The organism is Humidesulfovibrio sp., from assembly GCF_031082295.1.
Taxonomy (GTDB): domain Bacteria; phylum Desulfobacterota; class Desulfovibrionia; order Desulfovibrionales; family Desulfovibrionaceae; genus Humidesulfovibrio.
The window spans coordinates 39617-56333 of sequence record NZ_JAVHLD010000011.1 but is presented as its reverse complement, the minus strand read 5'-3'; the positions used below and the strand labels follow the sequence as shown (position 1 = coordinate 56333).

The 16717-nt window shown below is 65.0% G+C and carries 14 protein-coding genes and 1 tRNA gene; 11 read left to right on the top strand and 4 right to left on the bottom strand.

The features are described 5' to 3' along the window. Window positions 1-34: 34 nt before the first annotated feature. A complete protein-coding gene (locus RDU24_RS08005) occupies window positions 35-490 on the bottom strand; it encodes a 4Fe-4S ferredoxin (protein ID WP_308735234.1) in 456 nt (151 codons plus the stop codon). After that, a complete protein-coding gene (locus tag RDU24_RS08000) occupies window positions 487-1563 on the bottom strand; it encodes a 4Fe-4S dicluster domain-containing protein (protein WP_308735233.1) in 1077 nt (358 codons plus the stop codon). Before RDU24_RS08000 ends, RDU24_RS08005 begins: the two co-directional genes overlap by 4 nt. A 261-nt stretch (window positions 1564-1824) precedes the next feature. Here RDU24_RS08000 and RDU24_RS07995 point away from each other — a divergent pair, with 261 nt between their 5' ends. From RDU24_RS07995 to radC, 11 genes are all read left to right on the top strand, one after another. Further along, on the top strand, window positions 1825-3102 hold the full coding sequence (locus RDU24_RS07995) for a citrate synthase (protein WP_308735232.1): 1278 nt from the start codon (window positions 1825-1827) through the stop codon (window positions 3100-3102). 135 nt (window positions 3103-3237) lie between these two features. Continuing rightward, window positions 3238-3324, top strand: a tRNA-Leu gene (locus tag RDU24_RS07990). A gap of 293 nt (window positions 3325-3617) precedes the next feature. Next, window positions 3618-4766 carry a branched-chain amino acid ABC transporter substrate-binding protein gene (locus RDU24_RS07985; protein ID WP_308735231.1) on the top strand — a complete coding sequence of 383 codons (1149 nt, stop codon included), beginning with the start codon at window positions 3618-3620 and terminating at the stop codon, window positions 4764-4766. Continuing rightward, window positions 4763-6493, top strand: a complete 1731-nt coding sequence (locus RDU24_RS07980) for a GGDEF domain-containing protein (protein ID WP_308735230.1) — start codon at window positions 4763-4765, stop codon at window positions 6491-6493. The genes RDU24_RS07985 and RDU24_RS07980 overlap by 4 nt, the downstream gene beginning before the upstream one ends. Window positions 6494-6678: 185 nt before the next feature. Further along, window positions 6679-7899, top strand: coding sequence for a bifunctional 3,4-dihydroxy-2-butanone-4-phosphate synthase/GTP cyclohydrolase II (locus RDU24_RS07975; protein ID WP_308735229.1), 1221 nt, complete (start codon window positions 6679-6681; stop codon window positions 7897-7899). 46 nt (window positions 7900-7945) lie between these two features. Further along, the gene (ribH, locus tag RDU24_RS07970) at window positions 7946-8416 is read left to right on the top strand and encodes a 6,7-dimethyl-8-ribityllumazine synthase (RefSeq protein ID WP_308735228.1); all 471 of its coding nucleotides are present in this window, start codon (window positions 7946-7948) and stop codon (window positions 8414-8416) included. Window positions 8417-8431: 15 nt separating this feature from the next. Beyond that, on the top strand, window positions 8432-8968 hold the full coding sequence (gene nusB / locus RDU24_RS07965; RefSeq protein WP_308735227.1) for a transcription antitermination factor NusB: 537 nt from the start codon (window positions 8432-8434) through the stop codon (window positions 8966-8968). Between the two features lie 23 nt (window positions 8969-8991). Continuing rightward, the gene (gene leuS, locus RDU24_RS07960; RefSeq protein ID WP_308735226.1) at window positions 8992-11502 is read left to right on the top strand and encodes a leucine--tRNA ligase; all 2511 of its coding nucleotides are present in this window, start codon (window positions 8992-8994) and stop codon (window positions 11500-11502) included. A gap of 21 nt (window positions 11503-11523) precedes the next feature. Beyond that, entirely contained in the window at window positions 11524-12057 is a 534-nt protein-coding gene (gene lptE / locus RDU24_RS07955) for an LPS assembly lipoprotein LptE (protein ID WP_308735225.1), read from the top strand. 10 nt (window positions 12058-12067) lie between these two features. Next, window positions 12068-13156 (top strand): DNA polymerase III subunit delta, encoded by a 1089-nt coding sequence (locus RDU24_RS07950; RefSeq protein WP_308735224.1) that lies wholly within the window; start codon window positions 12068-12070, stop codon window positions 13154-13156. Continuing rightward, window positions 13153-13875 (top strand): RadC family protein, encoded by a 723-nt coding sequence (gene radC, locus RDU24_RS07945; RefSeq protein ID WP_308735223.1) that lies wholly within the window; start codon window positions 13153-13155, stop codon window positions 13873-13875. The genes RDU24_RS07950 and radC overlap by 4 nt, the downstream gene beginning before the upstream one ends. 402 nt (window positions 13876-14277) lie before the next feature. Here the strand turns inward: radC and RDU24_RS07940 are convergent, their stop codons facing one another. Next, window positions 14278-14799 carry a hypothetical protein gene (locus RDU24_RS07940; protein WP_308735222.1) on the bottom strand — a complete coding sequence of 174 codons (522 nt, stop codon included), beginning with the start codon at window positions 14797-14799 and terminating at the stop codon, window positions 14278-14280. Between the two features lie 71 nt (window positions 14800-14870). After that, window positions 14871-16703 carry a CocE/NonD family hydrolase gene (locus RDU24_RS07935; RefSeq protein WP_308735221.1) on the bottom strand — a complete coding sequence of 611 codons (1833 nt, stop codon included), beginning with the start codon at window positions 16701-16703 and terminating at the stop codon, window positions 14871-14873. Between the last annotated feature and the right edge of the window lie 14 nt (window positions 16704-16717).

Genomic DNA, 16717 nt, shown 5'->3' with positions numbered 1-16717 from the left:
GCATGGCCCCTTTGGCGTTCTTTGGCGCGCTGGTTTAGCGCTTGCAAACGTAGCTCGCCTTTGCGAACCGGCGGGCAAGAGCCAGCACGCCGAGCCCGAAGGCCAGGCCAAGGTGCGCCCAGTCCACCAGCATGATGGGGTCCGGCGAGAAGGACACGCCCGGCAGGTTCTTCAGCACCCGCACCGCGCCCGTGAGGATGAGCCCGGCCAGGAGCGCCACGCGGGCCAGGCCGAAGGGCGTCAGAGCGTGGTCGCGCCGCCATTCGAGCAGCCAGCGGGTGGCGAGGTAGCTCACCAGGGTCAGCAGCGCGATGGCCCCAAGGTAGTGCAGCTTGTGGGTGAGCCAGAAATCCCCCAGCCAGGCCAGGCCCGGCACGGCCACAATCCGGTAGCGGCTGGCGATGGGCATCTGCATGGTGCCGCTGACGGCCAGCAGGGTCACGATGAGGACATAGGCCCAGGGCAGGCGTCGCGTAATGGGCAGGCTCATGACCAGGGCTCCTTGCTGTCGGCCGGCTTGTCTGTGTCCAGTGGGATGGACGGCGGCCGTTCGTTCTTGTCGCCATCCGGGCGGTCATCCTTGTCATCGCCCGCCAGGCGCGAGCCGATGCGCAGGGCGCCGGCCACAATGCCGGCCACGGGCGCGAGCAGGGCGGCGTAGGCCATGCGGGTCTCGTCGGCCATCATGTCCGGCGCCTTGGCGAAGTCCGGTTTGCCCGGCCCTGTCGTCACCGCGGCGTCCAGGATGTCGAACGGCACGGGCGAGACGTAGAGCGAATTGGTGCCGCCGTTCTCGGTCTCGCCGTAAATGTAGCCGTTCATGTTGCGGGCCAGGGCGCGGGCCTTGGCCACGATCTCCGGGCGTGGCCCGATCTCCTGCACTCCGTAGGGGCAGGCCTCGATGCAGGCTGGTTGCTGCCCCTTGGCCAGTCGGTCGTGGCAGCGGTCGCATTTGTACATGACGCCGTTGCCCGCAAGGCTTGGCAGCAGCTTCAGGTACAGGCCAACGCCGGTCTGGCGCATAGGAATTTTCCAGGGGCACACGGTCTTGCATTTGGCGCCGCCCAGGCAGATTTGGTCGTCGATGCGCACCACGCCGTTCTTTTCGCGGGCGGCGGCCCCCCAGGGGCACAGGTTGGCGCAGGGCGGGTTCTGGCAGTGCATGCAGCGCCGGGGGATGTGCACCTCGAAGGGCTGGCCCAGGTACTGGCCCCGCGCAGACTGGATGTACAGCCAGTTGTACGGGGTGAGGCGCTCCGTGACCTGCCGCTTGGTTGACCAGTCTTCCGCCTTCACTGTGGATGGGTACATTGTGGGGAAGGGGCGCGTCGGCTCGGGAAACTTGTGGGCGTTGGCCTCGCGGCAGGCATCGACGCACGCCCCGCAGCCCACGCACTTGCTGAGGTCGTGCAGGGTGGCCAGTTCTTCTGTCCCGGCGGTGGCGCCCGCAGGCGTCTGGGCCGAGGCGCTCCGCGGCAGCACGAGCCCCAGTCCGCCAAGGCCAAGGGAGGCCAGGAAGCGGCGACGCGAGAGGTCTGGCTTTGCTGGTGAGGTCTTTTTCACGACAGCTCCTGTTGGTTGGTCTCGATGACCAGCAAAGTATAAGCCTAAATATCCGGAAGGCAACCCCCCGGGGGTATGCATTCTTTGGAAGGCGGGTTCCTCAGGTAAAAGTGACAAAATTGTTAACGTTTGCGAGTGGGTGCGCTGGACAATCGCAACGAATCCGAGTACGCAGGCCATTGAGTTTCCGGGTTTGCCCGGAGGAGGGCGCGAAGAATCGTCGGCGTCCTGCCACAGCATACTGAAGTGAGTGTAGAGACTATGACCAAGACTGCGCAACTGATCATCGACGGCAAGACAATCGAGCTGCCCATCGTCGAGGGCACCCTGGGCGACCGCGCCCTGGACATCACCAGGCTGCGGGCCGACACCGGGTTCATCACCTATGACCCGGGTTACGTGAACACCGGGCCGTGCAAGAGCGCCATCACCTTTGTGGACGGCGAAAATGGCATCCTGCGCTACCGCGGCTATCCCATTGAGCAGATAGCCGATCGGGGGTCCTTCACCGAGACGGCCTGGCTGCTCATCTTCGGCCAGCTGCCCACGCGCGACCAGCTTTCGCGCTTCTCCGCCGGACTCTGCGCCGAGGAGCTTCTGCACGAGGACCTTCGCCACCACTTCGAGGGGTTCCCGCCCAACGGGCACCCCATGGCGATGCTCTCGGCCATCATCAACTCCCTTGGCTGCTACCACCCGGACCTGCTCGAGATCGAGAGCAGGGGCGAGTTCTACCTCGCGGCCTCCAAGATCATCAGCAAGGTGCGCACCATCGCCGCCTTCAGCTACCGCAAGAGCATGGGCCTGCCCTTCATGTACCCGAATCCGGCCCTGTCCTACTGCCGGAACTTCCTGCACATGATGTTCTCCATCCCGAACAGGCCGTATGACCCCTCGCCCGAGGCCGTGCGCGCCCTGTCCCTGTTCCTGACCCTGCACGCGGACCACGAGCAGAACTGCTCCTGCTCCACGGTGCGCATGGTAGGCTCCACCCAGGCCAACCTCTTCGCCTCTGTTTCGTCCGGCATCTGCGCGCTCTGGGGGCGGCTGCACGGCGGCGCCAACGCGGGCGTGGTGGAGATGCTTGAGCACATCCGCGACGGAGAGAGCTCCCCGCGCGAGGTGCTGGAAATGGTCAAGCAGAAGAAGTTCCGGCTTATGGGCTTCGGCCACCGCATCTACAAGAACTTCGACCCGCGTGCCAAGATCCTCAAGCGGGCGGCCCACGATTTGCTGCTCAAGCTGGGCAAGCTGGACGAGCTCATGGACATCGCCATGGAGCTGGAGCAGCTGGCCCTGGCTGATCCGTACTTCGTGGAGCGCAAGCTTTACCCCAACGTGGACTTCTATTCGGGCATCATCCTGCGCGCCCTGAACATCCCGGTGCAGATGTTCCCGGTGATGTTCGCCATCGGCCGCATGCCCGGCTGGATCGCCCACTGGTACGAGGAGCACCTGGAAACGACCAAGATCCACCGCCCCCGGCAGGTTTATACCGGCCAGGTGCTGCGCGATTACGTGCCCATCGACGAGAGATAGGCGGAGAAGAACGGGCTGAAGTCCGGCGTCTGGCAGGAAAATTCGCCCACTGGAAAAAAAGTCCTTGCCAAGCATGCCCGATGCGGCTAAATGCTTCTCTCGCAACAACGGCTCAGCACTGTCTGGCCGATGAATGCCGAAGTGGTGGAATTGGTAGACACGCTAGGTTCAGGGTCTAGTGGTCGCAAGGCCATGGGAGTTCGAGTCTCCCCTTCGGCACCAAAAGAACAGAGCCGCAATCCGAAAGGGTTGCGGCTTTTTCGTTGTGCGGGCGTGTCATCGCAGCGCGCTTCTCCTCCGCCTTGCCGCATCCGGCAAGTGTTTGCGGGAAATATCACAGGCAAGCCTTTACGTGGTCCTGTTCTCAGGCTAATATCTCCAAGATGAATGATGCTGGAGGTTCCGTCATGCTGCGCCCTGTCCATCACGCCCTGTTGTTTGCAATTTTCCTCCTCATGCTTGTGACTGGAGCTTGCGCCCCAGCCCCGGAGCCCTGTGCCGACAAGTTGGGGTGTGTGGACCTTGAGCCTGATGAGCCCCTGAAGCTCGGCGTCATCCAGGCCCTCACCGGCAAGGTGTCGGCCCTGGGCCAGGAGCAGATTCGCGGCTTGGAGCTGGCGTTGGCCCGGCGCGGCGACAAGATCTTGGGCCACAAGGTGCAGCTCTTGACCGAAGACTCCGGGTGCAACCCCGAGGGAGGCGCCAACGCCGCCCTCAAGGTCGTGGCCGACCCGAAGGTTCTGGCCATCTTCGGCACCACCTGCTCCGGCGCCGCAGCCTCGGCGGCGGCGGTCATGTCCAAGGCCGGCCTGTCCATGATTTCCGGCAACAACTCCGCGCCATTCCTCACCGCCATCGGCGGCCACCGCGCGCCGAAGTGGCAGGCGGGCTATCTGCGCACCGCTCCCAACGAAGAGTCATCCGGCCCTGCCGCCGCCCGCTTCGCCTTCGAGAAGCTCGGCATTCGCACCGCGGCCACCATCAACGACGGCGACATCTACACCCGTGGCCTGACCGACGGCTTCAGCCAGGAGTTCATGAAGCTCGGCGGAAAGATCGTGCTGGAGGCCACGGTGAACAAGAACGACACGAACATGGAGCCCGTGCTCACCTCCGTGGTCAATGCCAAGGCCGAGCTGGTGTTCTTCCCGCTGTTCCAGCCCGAGGGAAACCATGTGCTGCTCCAGGCCAGGAAGATGCCGGCCCTGGGCAAGACCGTGCTTATGAGCGACGGCTCGCTCATCGAGGACAGCTTCCTTAAGGACGTGAAAGATGCTGCCGTGGGCATGTATTTTGTGGGGCCGACCCCGCCGCGCAAGACCCCTGGACTGGAAAAGCTGGTGGCGGAGTATGTGGCCAGGTACCACATCTCGCCGCCCACCGATTATTACGTAACCGCTTACGACGCTGCGGACATCCTCTTTGCGGCCATTGAGAAGGTGGCGGTGAAGGGCAAGGACGGGCGTTTGCGCATCGGTCGCCAGGCCCTGCGCGATGCCCTGTATGCCACGTCGGGCAAGGCCGGGCTGTCCGGCCAGCTCACCTGCAACGAGTTTGGGGACTGCGCGGCCCAGAGCTTCAACGTTCTGCGGTTGGCTGACCCCGCTGGCGGCGTGGAAGAACTCAAGCGCAACGTCGTCTTCACCTACGCCCCGGGACAATGAGCTGGCTCAATTCCTTATCGCGCTTTTGGCACAGCCTGAGCATCACCGTCAAGTTCAGTTGCGCCTTTTCCCTTTTCCTTGGCCTGCTGCTGCTTGAGGCATTGGTTGGCTATGGCGCGATGAAGCTGGTCTTGCAGGCCGAGGACGAGATTCTGGCCAGCGTGGAGATCCGGCAGCGGGTCTTTGAAATGGACGGCGAGCTGGAGAAGGCCCGTCGGATGCATCGCGACTTTTTCCTTCAGTACCCTGAAATGGGATACGAGCGGGCTCATGAGCGGTATTTCCTTCCTGCCAAGGCGGTCATCGCCCGGGTTGTCGCCTTGAGTGAGAACCTGCGCCAGTTGGTGGCGGTTTCAAGCGTCAGCGTGGCCCTGCGCGAGCGCAACAAGGACATCACCCTGTACCTGTCCACGGCACAGCGCTTCGGCGACAGCTTTGAGGAGATCGTTCAGCAGGTGACGGTCCTTGCCGCTCCTGGCACCGGGCTGCTGGGCCAGTTGGAGCAGCTGGGCGAGAGGCTGGCGGTCCTGCTTAGGGGCTCGGGCGCACCCTACGGTCTGTTTATGGAAATGGACCACCACTCCCGCGAGTATCTTATTACGCATCAACGCCCGAAAATGCAGATGGCCTTGAACGATGGCTTTCGGCTTGGGCAATCGCTTGCCGCCGCGCCGGGCATCAGCTCCCCGCAGAGGGCCGAGGCTGAACGGTTGCTGCGCGAATACCTTGCCGTGGCCGGGCGCATTCCGGACGTGGACGTGAAGATACACGGCCTGTTCAACGATTTTGCGCTGCAGGCCCAGTCAGTCGATCCCATTTCCCGCGACCTCAAGGCCCTGGCCGCCATTGAGGTTGACCGGGCCAGGGCGCGCATTGAGAGCGTCAGCCGTCTGGCGACGGTGACCATCGCGGGCACGGCCCTGGTGGGGCTGGCGTTCGCCCTGGTGATGGCGTGGCTCATCCGCGGCACGGTGACGCACAAGATCGTGGCCTTGACCCAGGCTGCCTCGCGCCTGCGGGCGGACACGTTGGAGCCGCTGCCCCAGGCGCAGGAAGGCGATGAAATCAGCGTCCTGAACGGGACCTTTGGGTCGATGGTCATGCGCATGCAGGATCTTGTGGCGAACCTGGAGCTGAAGGTGGACCAGCGCACGCTGGAGTTGGCCGCCGCCAACGAGAAGTTGGAGCAGGCCGTGCTGGAGCTTGACGAGAAGAACAAGGCCTTGGAGGTCATGACCCGCACCGACCGCCTCACCGGCCTGGCCAACCGCCGCAGGCTTGAGGAGGCTATGCAGACCGAGGTGCTGCGCGCCCGGCGCTACGGCAAGCCCTTTTCCATCATTCTGCTCGATATCGACCACTTCAAGGAGGTCAACGACATGTTCGGGCACCAGGCCGGCGACAACGTGCTCATCGCCATTGCCGGCTTGCTCACCCGCACCGCCCGCGAGACGGACGTGGTGGGCCGTCATGGCGGCGAGGAGTTCCTGCTGGTCTGCCCGGAAACGGAGCTCAAGGTCGTGGCCGCACTGGCCGAGCGCCTGCGCCTGGAGTTCGCCGCAACGGACTTCCCGCTGGTGGGGCGCATCACTTCAAGCTTCGGCGTGGCGGAGTTCATCCACGGCGACAGCGTGCAATCCCTGGTCGAGCGCGCGGACAAGGCCTTGTACCGGGCCAAAAACGCGGGACGAAACTGCGTTGAGGTGGATGTGCAGCAAGGCTGCTAGGGGTTGCCGACAACCATGCTTTTGCCATCCTGTTTTGACGTGCTTGCAACCTACCGTTTTATTTAGCATAAAAAACATCTTTCCCCGCCGCATGGTTTTGGGGTAAACAGATTGGTTCTGATGTTTGAGAATCCGGCCTGGCGGGATGATTGTTCCCTCCACGGCTTTACGAGCGAGGTTCACCCATGCCCCTGTGCAGCATTGAGGAAGCCATCGAGGACATCCGGCAGGGCCGGATGGTCATCATGGTGGATGACGAGGATCGCGAGAACGAGGGTGACCTCGTCATCGCCGCTGAGAAAACCACCCCTGAAGCCATCAATTTCATGGCCAAGTTCGGACGCGGGTTGATCTGCCTGGCCATGGAGCCCGCCATGATCGACCGGCTGGAGCTGCCGCTCATGGCGCAAAGCAACCAGTCCAAGTTCGGCACCAACTTCACCGTGTCCATCGAGGCGCGCGAAGGCGTCACCACCGGCATCAGCGCCTTTGACCGCAGCCACACCATTCTGACGGCGGTGGCCGACGGCGTGAAGGCCACGGACATCGTGACCCCCGGCCACATCTTCCCCCTGCGCGCGAGAAGCGGCGGCGTGCTGGTGCGCGCCGGGCAGACCGAGGGCAGCGTGGACATCTCGCGCCTGGCCGGGTGCAAGCCCGCCGGAGTCATCTGCGAGATCATGCGCGAGGACGGCCAGATGGCCCGCATGCCGGACCTGGAGCTCTTCGCGGTCGAGCACGGCCTCAAGATCTGCTCCGTGTCCGACCTCATCAAGCACCGCATGAAGTTCGGCGGCAAGGCCGTGACCAAGATCGCCGAGGCCGAACTGCCCACCCGCTGGGGCCAGTTCAAGACCGCGGCCTTCACTTCCGAGGCCGACAACCGCACCCACATCGCCCTGTTCAAGGGTGATATCAGCCCGGACAAGCCCGTGCTCGTGCGCGTGCACAGCGAGTGCCTCACCGGCGACGTGTTCGGCTCCATGCGCTGCGACTGCGGCGACCAGCTGGGCGCCGCCATGTGCATGATCGAGAAGGAAGGCTCGGGCGTGCTCCTGTACATGCGCCAGGAAGGCCGGGGCATCGGCCTGGGCAACAAGATCAAGGCCTATCACCTGCAGGACGCGGGCTACGACACCGTCGAGGCGAACGCCAAGCTGGGCTTCCAGCCCGACCTGCGCGAGTACGGCACCGGCGCGCAGATCCTGGTGTCGCTCGGCGTGTCGCAGATGCGGCTGATGACCAACAACCCCAAGAAGATCGTCGGGTTGGAGGGCTACGGCCTGAAGGTCGTGGAGCGCGTGCCCATCGAGATGGCCGCCTGCGAGGTCAACCAGCGCTACCTGCAGACCAAGAAAGACAAGATGGGCCACATGCTGCACAATCTGGGCGACGCGGAAAAATAGCGCAGCCCACGCAATAACTTTGACCTTTCCTGAACGGAGGACGACCATGGGCCATATCAAGACCGTCGAAGGACAGCTGGACGCCAAGGGGCTGAAAGTGGCCATTCTGGCCAGCCGTTTCAATGATTTCATTGTGGACAAGCTGGTGGGCGGAGCCGTGGACGCGCTCGTCCGTCACGGCGCCAGCCGCGAGGATCTGACCATCGTGCGCATCCCCGGCGCGTTTGAGATGCCGGTGGTGGCCCAGAAGCTCGCCAAGTCCGGCAAGTACGACGGCCTGGTGTGCGTTGGCGCGGTTATTCGCGGCGCCACCCCGCATTTTGACGTCGTGGTCAACGAATGCGCCAAGGGCCTGGCCCAGGTGAGCATGCAGCACGGCATGCCGCTGGGCTTCGGCGTGCTCACCACGGACAACCTTGAGCAGGCCATCGAGCGTTCCGGCTCCAAGGCCGGGAACAAGGGCGTCGACGCCGCCATGGCCATGCTTGAGACCGCGCGCGTTCTCGCGCAGCTCTAGGCCGAGGAGTCATTGGTGACAGCAGCGCCGGACAAGCGCAAGGGCTCGCGCAGACAGGGCCGCACCCTGGCCTTCCAGGTTCTCTTCGGCATGGGCTTTGTGCCCCAGGAGAGCGAAGCGGCAGTGCGCCTGGCCTTCAAGCGCAACCCCGCCGTGGAGGAGTGCGAGCTGGAGGACGCCAAGAGCTTCGCCTCGCAGCTGGTGCAGGGAGTGAGTGAGCATCTGCCGGAGATCGACAAGATCATCGGCAAGCATTCGGACCATTGGAAGATCGGGCGCATCGGCAAGGTCGAGCTGGCCATCCTGCGCCTTTCGCTCTTTGAGATTCTGCACCGCTCCGACATCCCGCTCAAGGTGGCCATCAACGAGGCCATCGAGCTGGCCAAGGGCTACGGCGACGAGAGTTCGCGCGCCTTTGTCAACGGCATCCTGGATGCCGTGGCCAGGGCCGTGGACGAGGGGCGCTTCGGCATTGAAAAGAAGATCGACAAGAAGGCCGAGGCGAGTTCGGGCGCCACGTCGAAGGACACGTTGACCAGGGCGGCAAAGTAGCCGCCTGTTTCCGGGAGTAGCAGATGGGCTTCGGCAAATACGATCCGCAGCAGGTTGAGGACAAGTGGCAGGAGCGCTGGACCGAGTCCCGCTGCTTCGAGGTGGAGGCCGACGCCTCTCGCCCCAAGTACTACGTTCTGGAGATGTTCCCCTACCCCTCGGGCAAGATCCACATGGGGCACGTGCGCAACTACTCCATCGGCGATGTGGTGGCGCGCTACAAGCGCATGCGCGGCTTCAACGTGCTGCACCCCATGGGCTGGGACGCCTTCGGCCTGCCCGCCGAGAACGCCGCCATCAAGAACAAGACCCACCCCGCGGCCTGGACCTACTCCAACATCGCCGACATGCGCACCCAGCTCAAGCGTCTGGGCTACTCCTACGACTGGCGTCGCGAGATCGCCACCTGCCGCCCCGAATACTACAAGTGGGAGCAGCAGTTCTTCCTCCAGATGCTGGAGAAGGGGCTCGCCTACCGCAAGAATTCGCCCGTGAACTGGTGCGAGAACTGCAACACCGTGCTGGCCAACGAGCAGGTGGAAGAGGGCAAGTGCTGGCGCTGCGACGGCGAGGTGGAGCAGAAGCAGCTGGAGCAGTGGTTCTTCAAGATCACCGCCTACGCCGAAGAGCTCATCGACGACCTGAAGCTGCTTGAGGGCGGCTGGCCCGAGCGCGTCATCACCATGCAGCAGAACTGGATCGGCAAGAGCGTGGGCGCGCAGCTGACCTTCCAGGTGAAGAACTCCGACACCACCATCGAGGTGTTCACCACCCGGCCCGACACCCTGTGCGGAGCCACCTTTATGAGCCTGGCCGCCGAGCACCCGCTGGTGGAGAAGCTCATCAAGGGCTACGGCAAGGCGGACGAGGTCCGCGCCTTTTGCCGCGAGGTGGCCAATATGGACCGCATCAAGCGCGGGGCCGAGGACCTGGAGAAGGAGGGCGTGTTCACCGGCGCGTACTGCGTGAACCCCCTCACCGGCAGGGACATGCCCATCCACGTGGCCAACTTCGTGCTCATGGGCTACGGCACCGGCGCGGTCATGGCCGTGCCCGCGCACGACCAGCGCGACTTCGAGTTCGCCAAGAAGTACGACCTGCCCATGCAGGTGGTCATCCAGCCCAAGGGCGAGACCTTGGATCTTTCCGCCATGACGGCCGCCTACGTCGACCCCGGTGTGCTGGTGAATTCCGGCCAGTTCGACGGCCTGCCCAACGACCAGGCCAAGCAGGCCATCGTGGAGCACCTAGCCGCCACCGGTCTGGGCAAACCCACGGTGAACTATCGGCTCAGGGATTGGGGCGTCTCGCGCCAGCGCTTCTGGGGCGCGCCCATCCCGGTGGTGCATTGCGACGCCTGCGGCGTTGTGCCCGTGCCGCTCGACCAGCTGCCCGTGCGTCTGCCCGAGGACGCCCAGGTGCGCGACGACGGCCGTTCGCCCCTGCCCCTGCTCGAGAGCTTCGTCAACACCACCTGCCCCAAGTGCGGCGGCGCGGCCAAGCGCGAGACCGACACCTTCGACACCTTCATGGAGTCCAGCTGGTACTTCCTGCGCTACACCTCCGCCCGCAGCATCGACGCGCCCTTCGATGCCGATGCGCTCAAGTACTGGACGCCCGTCGACCAGTATATCGGCGGCATCGAGCACGCCATCCTGCACCTTTTGTACTCGCGCTTCTTCGTCAAGGCCCTGCGCGACCTGGGCTACACCGACCAGGCCGAGCCCTTCAAGCACCTGCTGACCCAGGGCATGGTCTTGAAGGACGGCGCCAAGATGAGCAAGAGCAAGGGCAACGTGGTGGACCCCAACTCCATGATCGGCCGCTACGGGGCCGACGCCACCCGCCTGTTCATCCTGTTCGCCTCCCCGCCGGAGAAGGACCTGGAGTGGAGCGACGCGGGCATTGAGGGCGCGTACCGTTTCCTTGGGCGCATCTGGCGCCTTGCCGAGGAGCTTTCCGAGGCCGGCGCGCTCAAGCCCATCGGGCCGGTGGCGCCCCTGTCCGAACTGGGCGGCGAGCTCTCCGGTCCGGCGAAGGATCTGCGCCGCAAGGAACACGACACAGTGCGCAAGGTCACGCGCGACATGGAGAACAAGTTCCAGTTCAACACGGTCATCGCCGCGCTCATGGAACTGGTCAACGAGATCTACGCCCTGAAGGACGGACTGAAAGGCACGCCGCAGGGCGATGGGATGCTGTCCTCGGCCCTGTCCACGGTGCTGACCCTGCTTTCGCCCGTGGCCCCGCACCTGTGCGAGGAACTCTGGGGCTGCATGGGCCACAAGGAGCACCTGGCCACCATGCCATGGCCTGACTTCGAGGAGTCCGCCCTGGTGCAGGACGAGATCGAGCTGGTGCTCCAGGTGAACGGCAAGGTGCGCGGGCGGCTCATGGTGCCTGCGGACGCCGACCAGGAAGCCGTGCGCCAGGTGGCCATGACCCACGAGAACGTGTTGCGGCACCTGGAAGGCAAGTCCATCAAAAAGCTCATCGTGGTGCCGGGAAAGCTGGTCAACGTGGTGGCCAGCTAAAAAGCGCCGGGGAGGTGCCGCATGCGCGGGATGAAGCGTGTATTTGGCCTTGTGCTGCTGCTTGCGGCCACGTGGACCCTGTGCGGCTGCGGCTACACCTTCACCGGCCAGGGGACGGTTCTCGGGCCGGACCCGGACGCGGTTTCGCGTCTGGACCCCGCTTTCCGCAGCATGGCCATCGCTCGGGTGGAGAACCCCACCGTCGAGCCCTGGCTTGAGCCGCGCCTGCGCTCCCTCATCCGCGACGAGTTCACCAAGCGCAGGTTCATCACCTGGACGGACAAGGACAAGGCCACCTCGCTGCTGACGGTCGTCATCAAGAAGTTCACGCGCTCGACCATGGTGGCAGGCCAGCAGGACCAGTCCGTGAAGCTCAGCACCGGGCTCACCTTGACCTTCCAGGTCAAGCGCGCCAGCGACGGCGCGGTCCTGTGGGACTCCGGCGAGCAGGCCCAGACGGAATCCTTCTTTCCTGGCGACTCCGACGGCGCGGACCTGCGCGTCACGGATCTGGCCGTGCGCCGCATGGCCGACCTCATGACCGAGAACTACTAGGAGCCTGCCCATGCTCCGACCTCCGGGCGCTTCAAAGCCGCCTCGACAAGCATCGGCCAGCCCGGCATCGGCCAGCCCGGCGCTTGGCCGCCACGGCATCCGCTTCCTGGTCTGCCCGGACGCGGAGCTGCTGCGGCGGCAGGCGGCGGCGCTGGTGGACGGCATGGGGCCTGGTTGCGTCCGAAAGCTATTTTGGGGCGATGAGGACCCCTTTCCCCCGGCCTACTGGGGCGAGCTGACCACCCAGAACCTGTTCTCCACCCCCACCGTGCTCCTGCTGCGCCGGGCCGAATCCCTCAAGGCCGAGGTGTGGGACCGTTTGGGCGAGAACCTGAAGAATACTGCCAGCACGGTGCTGCCGGTGTTCTGCCTGGAGGGCGCGTGGAAGGAGGGCAAGGCCGCTGTGCCGAACTTCCTGCCCAGGCGCGCCTTTTGGCAGGCCGCCGAGCAGAACAAATGGGTTTGGCAGTCCCCCGGCCTCACCGACGCCTCCCTGCCGAAATATCTCGACGCTTGGGCCGCGGAGCGCGGCCTGACCCTGAACCCGGCCGCACGCACGGCGTTGGCGGAGGCGCTCCCTCGCGACGGCCTGGCCGCCGGGCTTGAACTCGACAAGATCGAACTGGCCGCCGGGGACGGGAAGATCATCACCCCGGACTTGGCGCTTCTTGTGGCCCCTCACGGCGACATGGAGTTCTTCGATTTCATGAAGGCTCTGGCGGAGTCGTCCAAGAGCCCCCGCGCCGCCCGGGAGGTCTGGGCGCGCGTGCTGGACGACCACCTGCGGCCCTCGGGCGACAAAATCCTGTTCCAGCTTTTGGGCTATGTGGCCTGGCAGGCGCGCCAGCTGTGGATGCTCTGCGAAGGCGAGGGCGCCAAGGTGCGCATGCGCCCCAGCGACAAGCCCGCCATGCAGAAGATGGCGCAACGTCTGGGCCGCGCCGGCATCGCCAGGATCATCGAGCTGACGCTGGACGCCAACCTGGGGGTCATCGGCGGCACCAGGCGGCCCGATGACGCCCTGGAGAGCTATGTGGCCGAGCTGGCCGAGCTCATGGGCGGCGGGATGCCCCAGGCCACGCCGGGGAGGCGTGGGTGAGCCCGCCCAAAAAGGTCGCGGCCAAGGCGCTCAAGGCCGCCGAGAGTCCCCCCCCGCATTACCTGGGACATCGCCAGCGCCTGCGCGAGAAGCTCCAGGCCGAGCCCAAGGCTCTTGCCGACTATGAACTCCTTGAACTCCTGCTGGGGCAGGTGCTGCCCCGGCGCGACACCAAGCCCCTTGCCAAGGAGCTGGTGGCGCGTTTCGGCTCCCTGCGCGAGGTCATGCTCGCCGCGCCCGAGGCCTTGAGCGAGGTGTCCGGTTTCGGTGAGTCGCTGTGCGGGCACTGGGCGCTGCTGCGCGAGGTGTTCACCCGCGTGGGAGAGGCGCCGGTGCGCGAGAAGCAGGTGTTCTCCGGGCCGGAGGTGGTGGCCGAGGCCGCGCGTGCGCGCATCGGGCATCTGAAGGTGGAGGAGTTCTGGGTCGCGCTGGTGGACAACAAGAACCGGCTCATGGCCTGGGAGCGCGTGGGGCGCGGCACCGTGGACCAGACCGCGGTGTACCCTCGCGAGGTGCTGGCCCTGGCCCTCAAGCACTCGGCCTCGGGGCTCATCCTTGCGCACAACCATCCCGGTGGCGACCCCAAGCCGTCCCAGGCGGACCTGGACCTCACCCGGCGCATCAAGCGCTCGGCGGAGGAGCTTGGCCTGCGCGTGCTGGACCATCTGGTGGTCACGGAGGGCGCGCACTTCAGTTTTCAGGACGCCGGGTTCTTGTAGGCGGATAACACTTGTGCTGCCGAATGTTTCGCTGCGATTTAAGCGCGATGTAAAACGAGTGATAAATTATAAATTTAAAGTTTCTTGTCATTGCATTGCAGGTGCATATAAAAAATCAGTTTTGTCTCACGTGATTCTTGCTGAGGCATAAGTGCTGTGTCAAAGATATTTGCATTGGCATGTTAACAAAGTAAAACGGTAGCCAGGAATTCTTCCTGCCTACCGTTTTTTCGTCAAATTCCAGTGCACGTGTCCGACGCAAGAGTCGTATCGTCTATCTCAATGAATCTGCAAGAAACTGCTATTTGAGCACTAAAGCCGCTTTTCCTTGTACGCAGAAGCCTCGAAACCTTTGCGGCCAGCCTATTCTAGAGAAAGACTAGAAAATCTCAAAGTTCCCTTCTAGATATTTTCCCCGCCCTCGATCATCTTCAGGCGCTCTTCGATGCGTGGGGCCGCGCGGCGGTAAACGTCGTCGGCCAGGCTTTCGCCGACCTTCTCCAGTTCCACGGCCAGCTTCGGCTGCAGCTTCACGACCTTCTGCATGCGCGGGTCGCGACCCACGCTGATGAGGAAGTCCACGTCAGCCTGGGTCAGGTGGCGCTGGAACACGGCGGCCATGTCGCGCAGGGAGCGCTCCGTGGCGCTGGCAAGCTCCTTGCGCAGCTCCTCCTGGATGATCTCCAGCGACCGGGCAGGAACCTCCTCGCGCTGGGACCGGATGAAATCAACGATGGCCGCCAGCTGGCGGTCCACGGAGATCTCCATCATCTCGCGGTAGCCGAACAGGTCGATGTAGGTCAGCACGTCCTCCACGCGAGGCAAGTCCTTTTGGGACTGGGCCTTGGGCGTCTGGGAGACGGCGGCCAGGGCAGGGGCGGCCAGGCTCAGGGTCAGGGCAAGGGCGAAAAGAGTGCGACGCATGGAACCTCCGGATATTTTCCGCAGGCAAACATGTATTGGCGCGGAAGGCAAGGCCGGGAACGCCATGGCGACTAGCGCAGCACCGGAAGGATGAGCCTGCTCGGGTGCTCGGCGTCGTGGTGGATGGTTATCACCGCTTTGCGCACGGCGCTTGAGGTGGTTTCATCCTTTCCGGTCTGGAGGTTGCGGGCCATGCCCGGATACCAGCTGGCGCACAGGACCACGCGGATGCGGTCGCCCTTGCGGAAGGTGTTGGCGGTGAGCAGGTTGTCCAGGTTCAGGCGATAGATGCGGCCCGGCTCCAGCAGGCGCTTTGCGTTGCGCTGGCGGGGCGTTGCCTCGCGCAGGCTCGCGCGGATGACCTCCGCGCCGGAGTCCATGAGGTTGTAGACCTCGCCCTTGGTCTCCACATCAAGGAGCTTGACGTAGAGGTCGATGTCCGGCGCGTCGGTGGAGACGTAGATTTCCGCGCGGATGTGCCCGGCCACGGCCATGTCCCGCTTGAGGGGCCGGGTCTGGAAGAGCAGGATGTCGCCGCCGGGGGTCAGACTCCGTTGGTCCGTGGGGCCCAGCTCCGAGCCGGGTATCTCGCGCACGGGCTTGTCCGGGTCGGCCACGAAGGAGCTTGAGGAGGGGCCGGGCGGCGGCTCCGCGTGGGCGAGCCGGTTCACGACGCTGCCCTCGCGCCGTGGGCCGAGGTGGATCGCATAGGGCTTGGCGCTTGCCGGGGGCCAGGTCGACTCCTCGCGCCAGCGGTTTTCGCCCATGAGGAAGTAGCGCACGGGCTTGGGCGGCGGGCTCTGCGGTTTCTGGTCGCGCACGTGGCGGTCCATGAAGTCGAGCACCAGCGCGTCGTAGTCCAGGTGCGCCGTGGTGTCGAATTCGCGGGTGCCGTAGTCGCGCTCGCCGGTGACGGCGGGGATGCCGTGGGACCAGGGGCCGAGCACGAGTTCCGTCCGCGCATCGTGCTGGCCCATGCGGGCGGCCAGCAGGCCCAGGTGGTTGGCGATGGCCCCGTGGGTGCTGAAGGCGTCGTCGTGCCAGCCCGAGAGGTTCAGCACCGCCGCGGTGACGCGGCCGTAGCGTCCGGCCATGTCCGCGAAGTCCCACCAGCGGTCGCCGCGCGGGTGGCGCAGCCATTCGGCGTAGAAGGGCGGAGCGCCGCTGGCGGGTTGGGTCAGGTCCGGCTGGGTGAGCAGCGGCAAATGTCCCTCGAAATATTCCGTGCCGCGCCGACGCCAGTCCGCCCAGGCCTCGCGCGCGGTCTTGGGGCCGGGCAGGCGCTTGCGCGCGCGCAGGTCCGGGGCGATGGCCAGAAGCGCCCAGCGCGCCCAGTCGGTGTCGAAAATACCGGCGGGATACACGGCCTCGCGCAGGCTGGCGTAGGTCATGGCCGGGGCCATGGCCTTGAGGTGCGGCGGCTGTTCCAGGGCGGCCAGCCACTGGACCGAGCCGGGATAGGACAGGCCGAAGGTGCCGACGCGGCCGTCGCACCAGCCTTGGCGCGCCACCCACTCGATGGTGTCGTAGCCGTCGCGTCCCTCGTTCCTGTGCGGCTCGAACTCGCCGCCCGAGTCGAAACGGCCGCGCACGTCCTGAATCATGACGGCGTAGCCGCGCTTGAGCGCAGCGAGCGCAAAGCGGTGTTCGTCCTTGTCCGTGGCCTTGCCGTAAGGAGTGCGGCAAATGAGCGCCGGGAACGGGCCTTCGCCGGCGGGCCGCCAGAGGTCCGCGCGCAGGATCACGCCGTCGCGCATGGGAACAGCCACATTGGTTTCGTGGATCATGGGCGTCTCGGCGTGGCCGCCAGCGATGGCCAGGGTGGTGCGAAGGAGCAGGGCGAGGCCGCAGAGCAGGGTCCTGGCGAGAAGGGATGCCAGGCATGGAGATGCGCGGCTCGTCACGGTGGACCTCCGCC

Coding starts and splice junctions, on each gene's coding strand:
- RDU24_RS08005 (WP_308735234.1), bottom strand. CDS start 490: ATGAGCCTGCCCATTACGCGACGCCTGCCCTGGGCCTATGTCCTCATC.
- RDU24_RS07995 (WP_308735232.1), top strand. CDS start 1,825: ATGACCAAGACTGCGCAACTGATCATCGACGGCAAGACAATCGAGCTG.
- RDU24_RS07980 (WP_308735230.1), top strand. CDS start 4,763: ATGAGCTGGCTCAATTCCTTATCGCGCTTTTGGCACAGCCTGAGCATC.
- RDU24_RS07975 (WP_308735229.1), top strand. CDS start 6,679: ATGCCCCTGTGCAGCATTGAGGAAGCCATCGAGGACATCCGGCAGGGC.
- ribH (WP_308735228.1), top strand. CDS start 7,946: ATGGGCCATATCAAGACCGTCGAAGGACAGCTGGACGCCAAGGGGCTG.
- leuS (WP_308735226.1), top strand. CDS start 8,992: ATGGGCTTCGGCAAATACGATCCGCAGCAGGTTGAGGACAAGTGGCAG.
- lptE (WP_308735225.1), top strand. CDS start 11,524: ATGCGCGGGATGAAGCGTGTATTTGGCCTTGTGCTGCTGCTTGCGGCC.
- RDU24_RS07950 (WP_308735224.1), top strand. CDS start 12,068: ATGCTCCGACCTCCGGGCGCTTCAAAGCCGCCTCGACAAGCATCGGCC.
- RDU24_RS07940 (WP_308735222.1), bottom strand. CDS start 14,799: ATGCGTCGCACTCTTTTCGCCCTTGCCCTGACCCTGAGCCTGGCCGCC.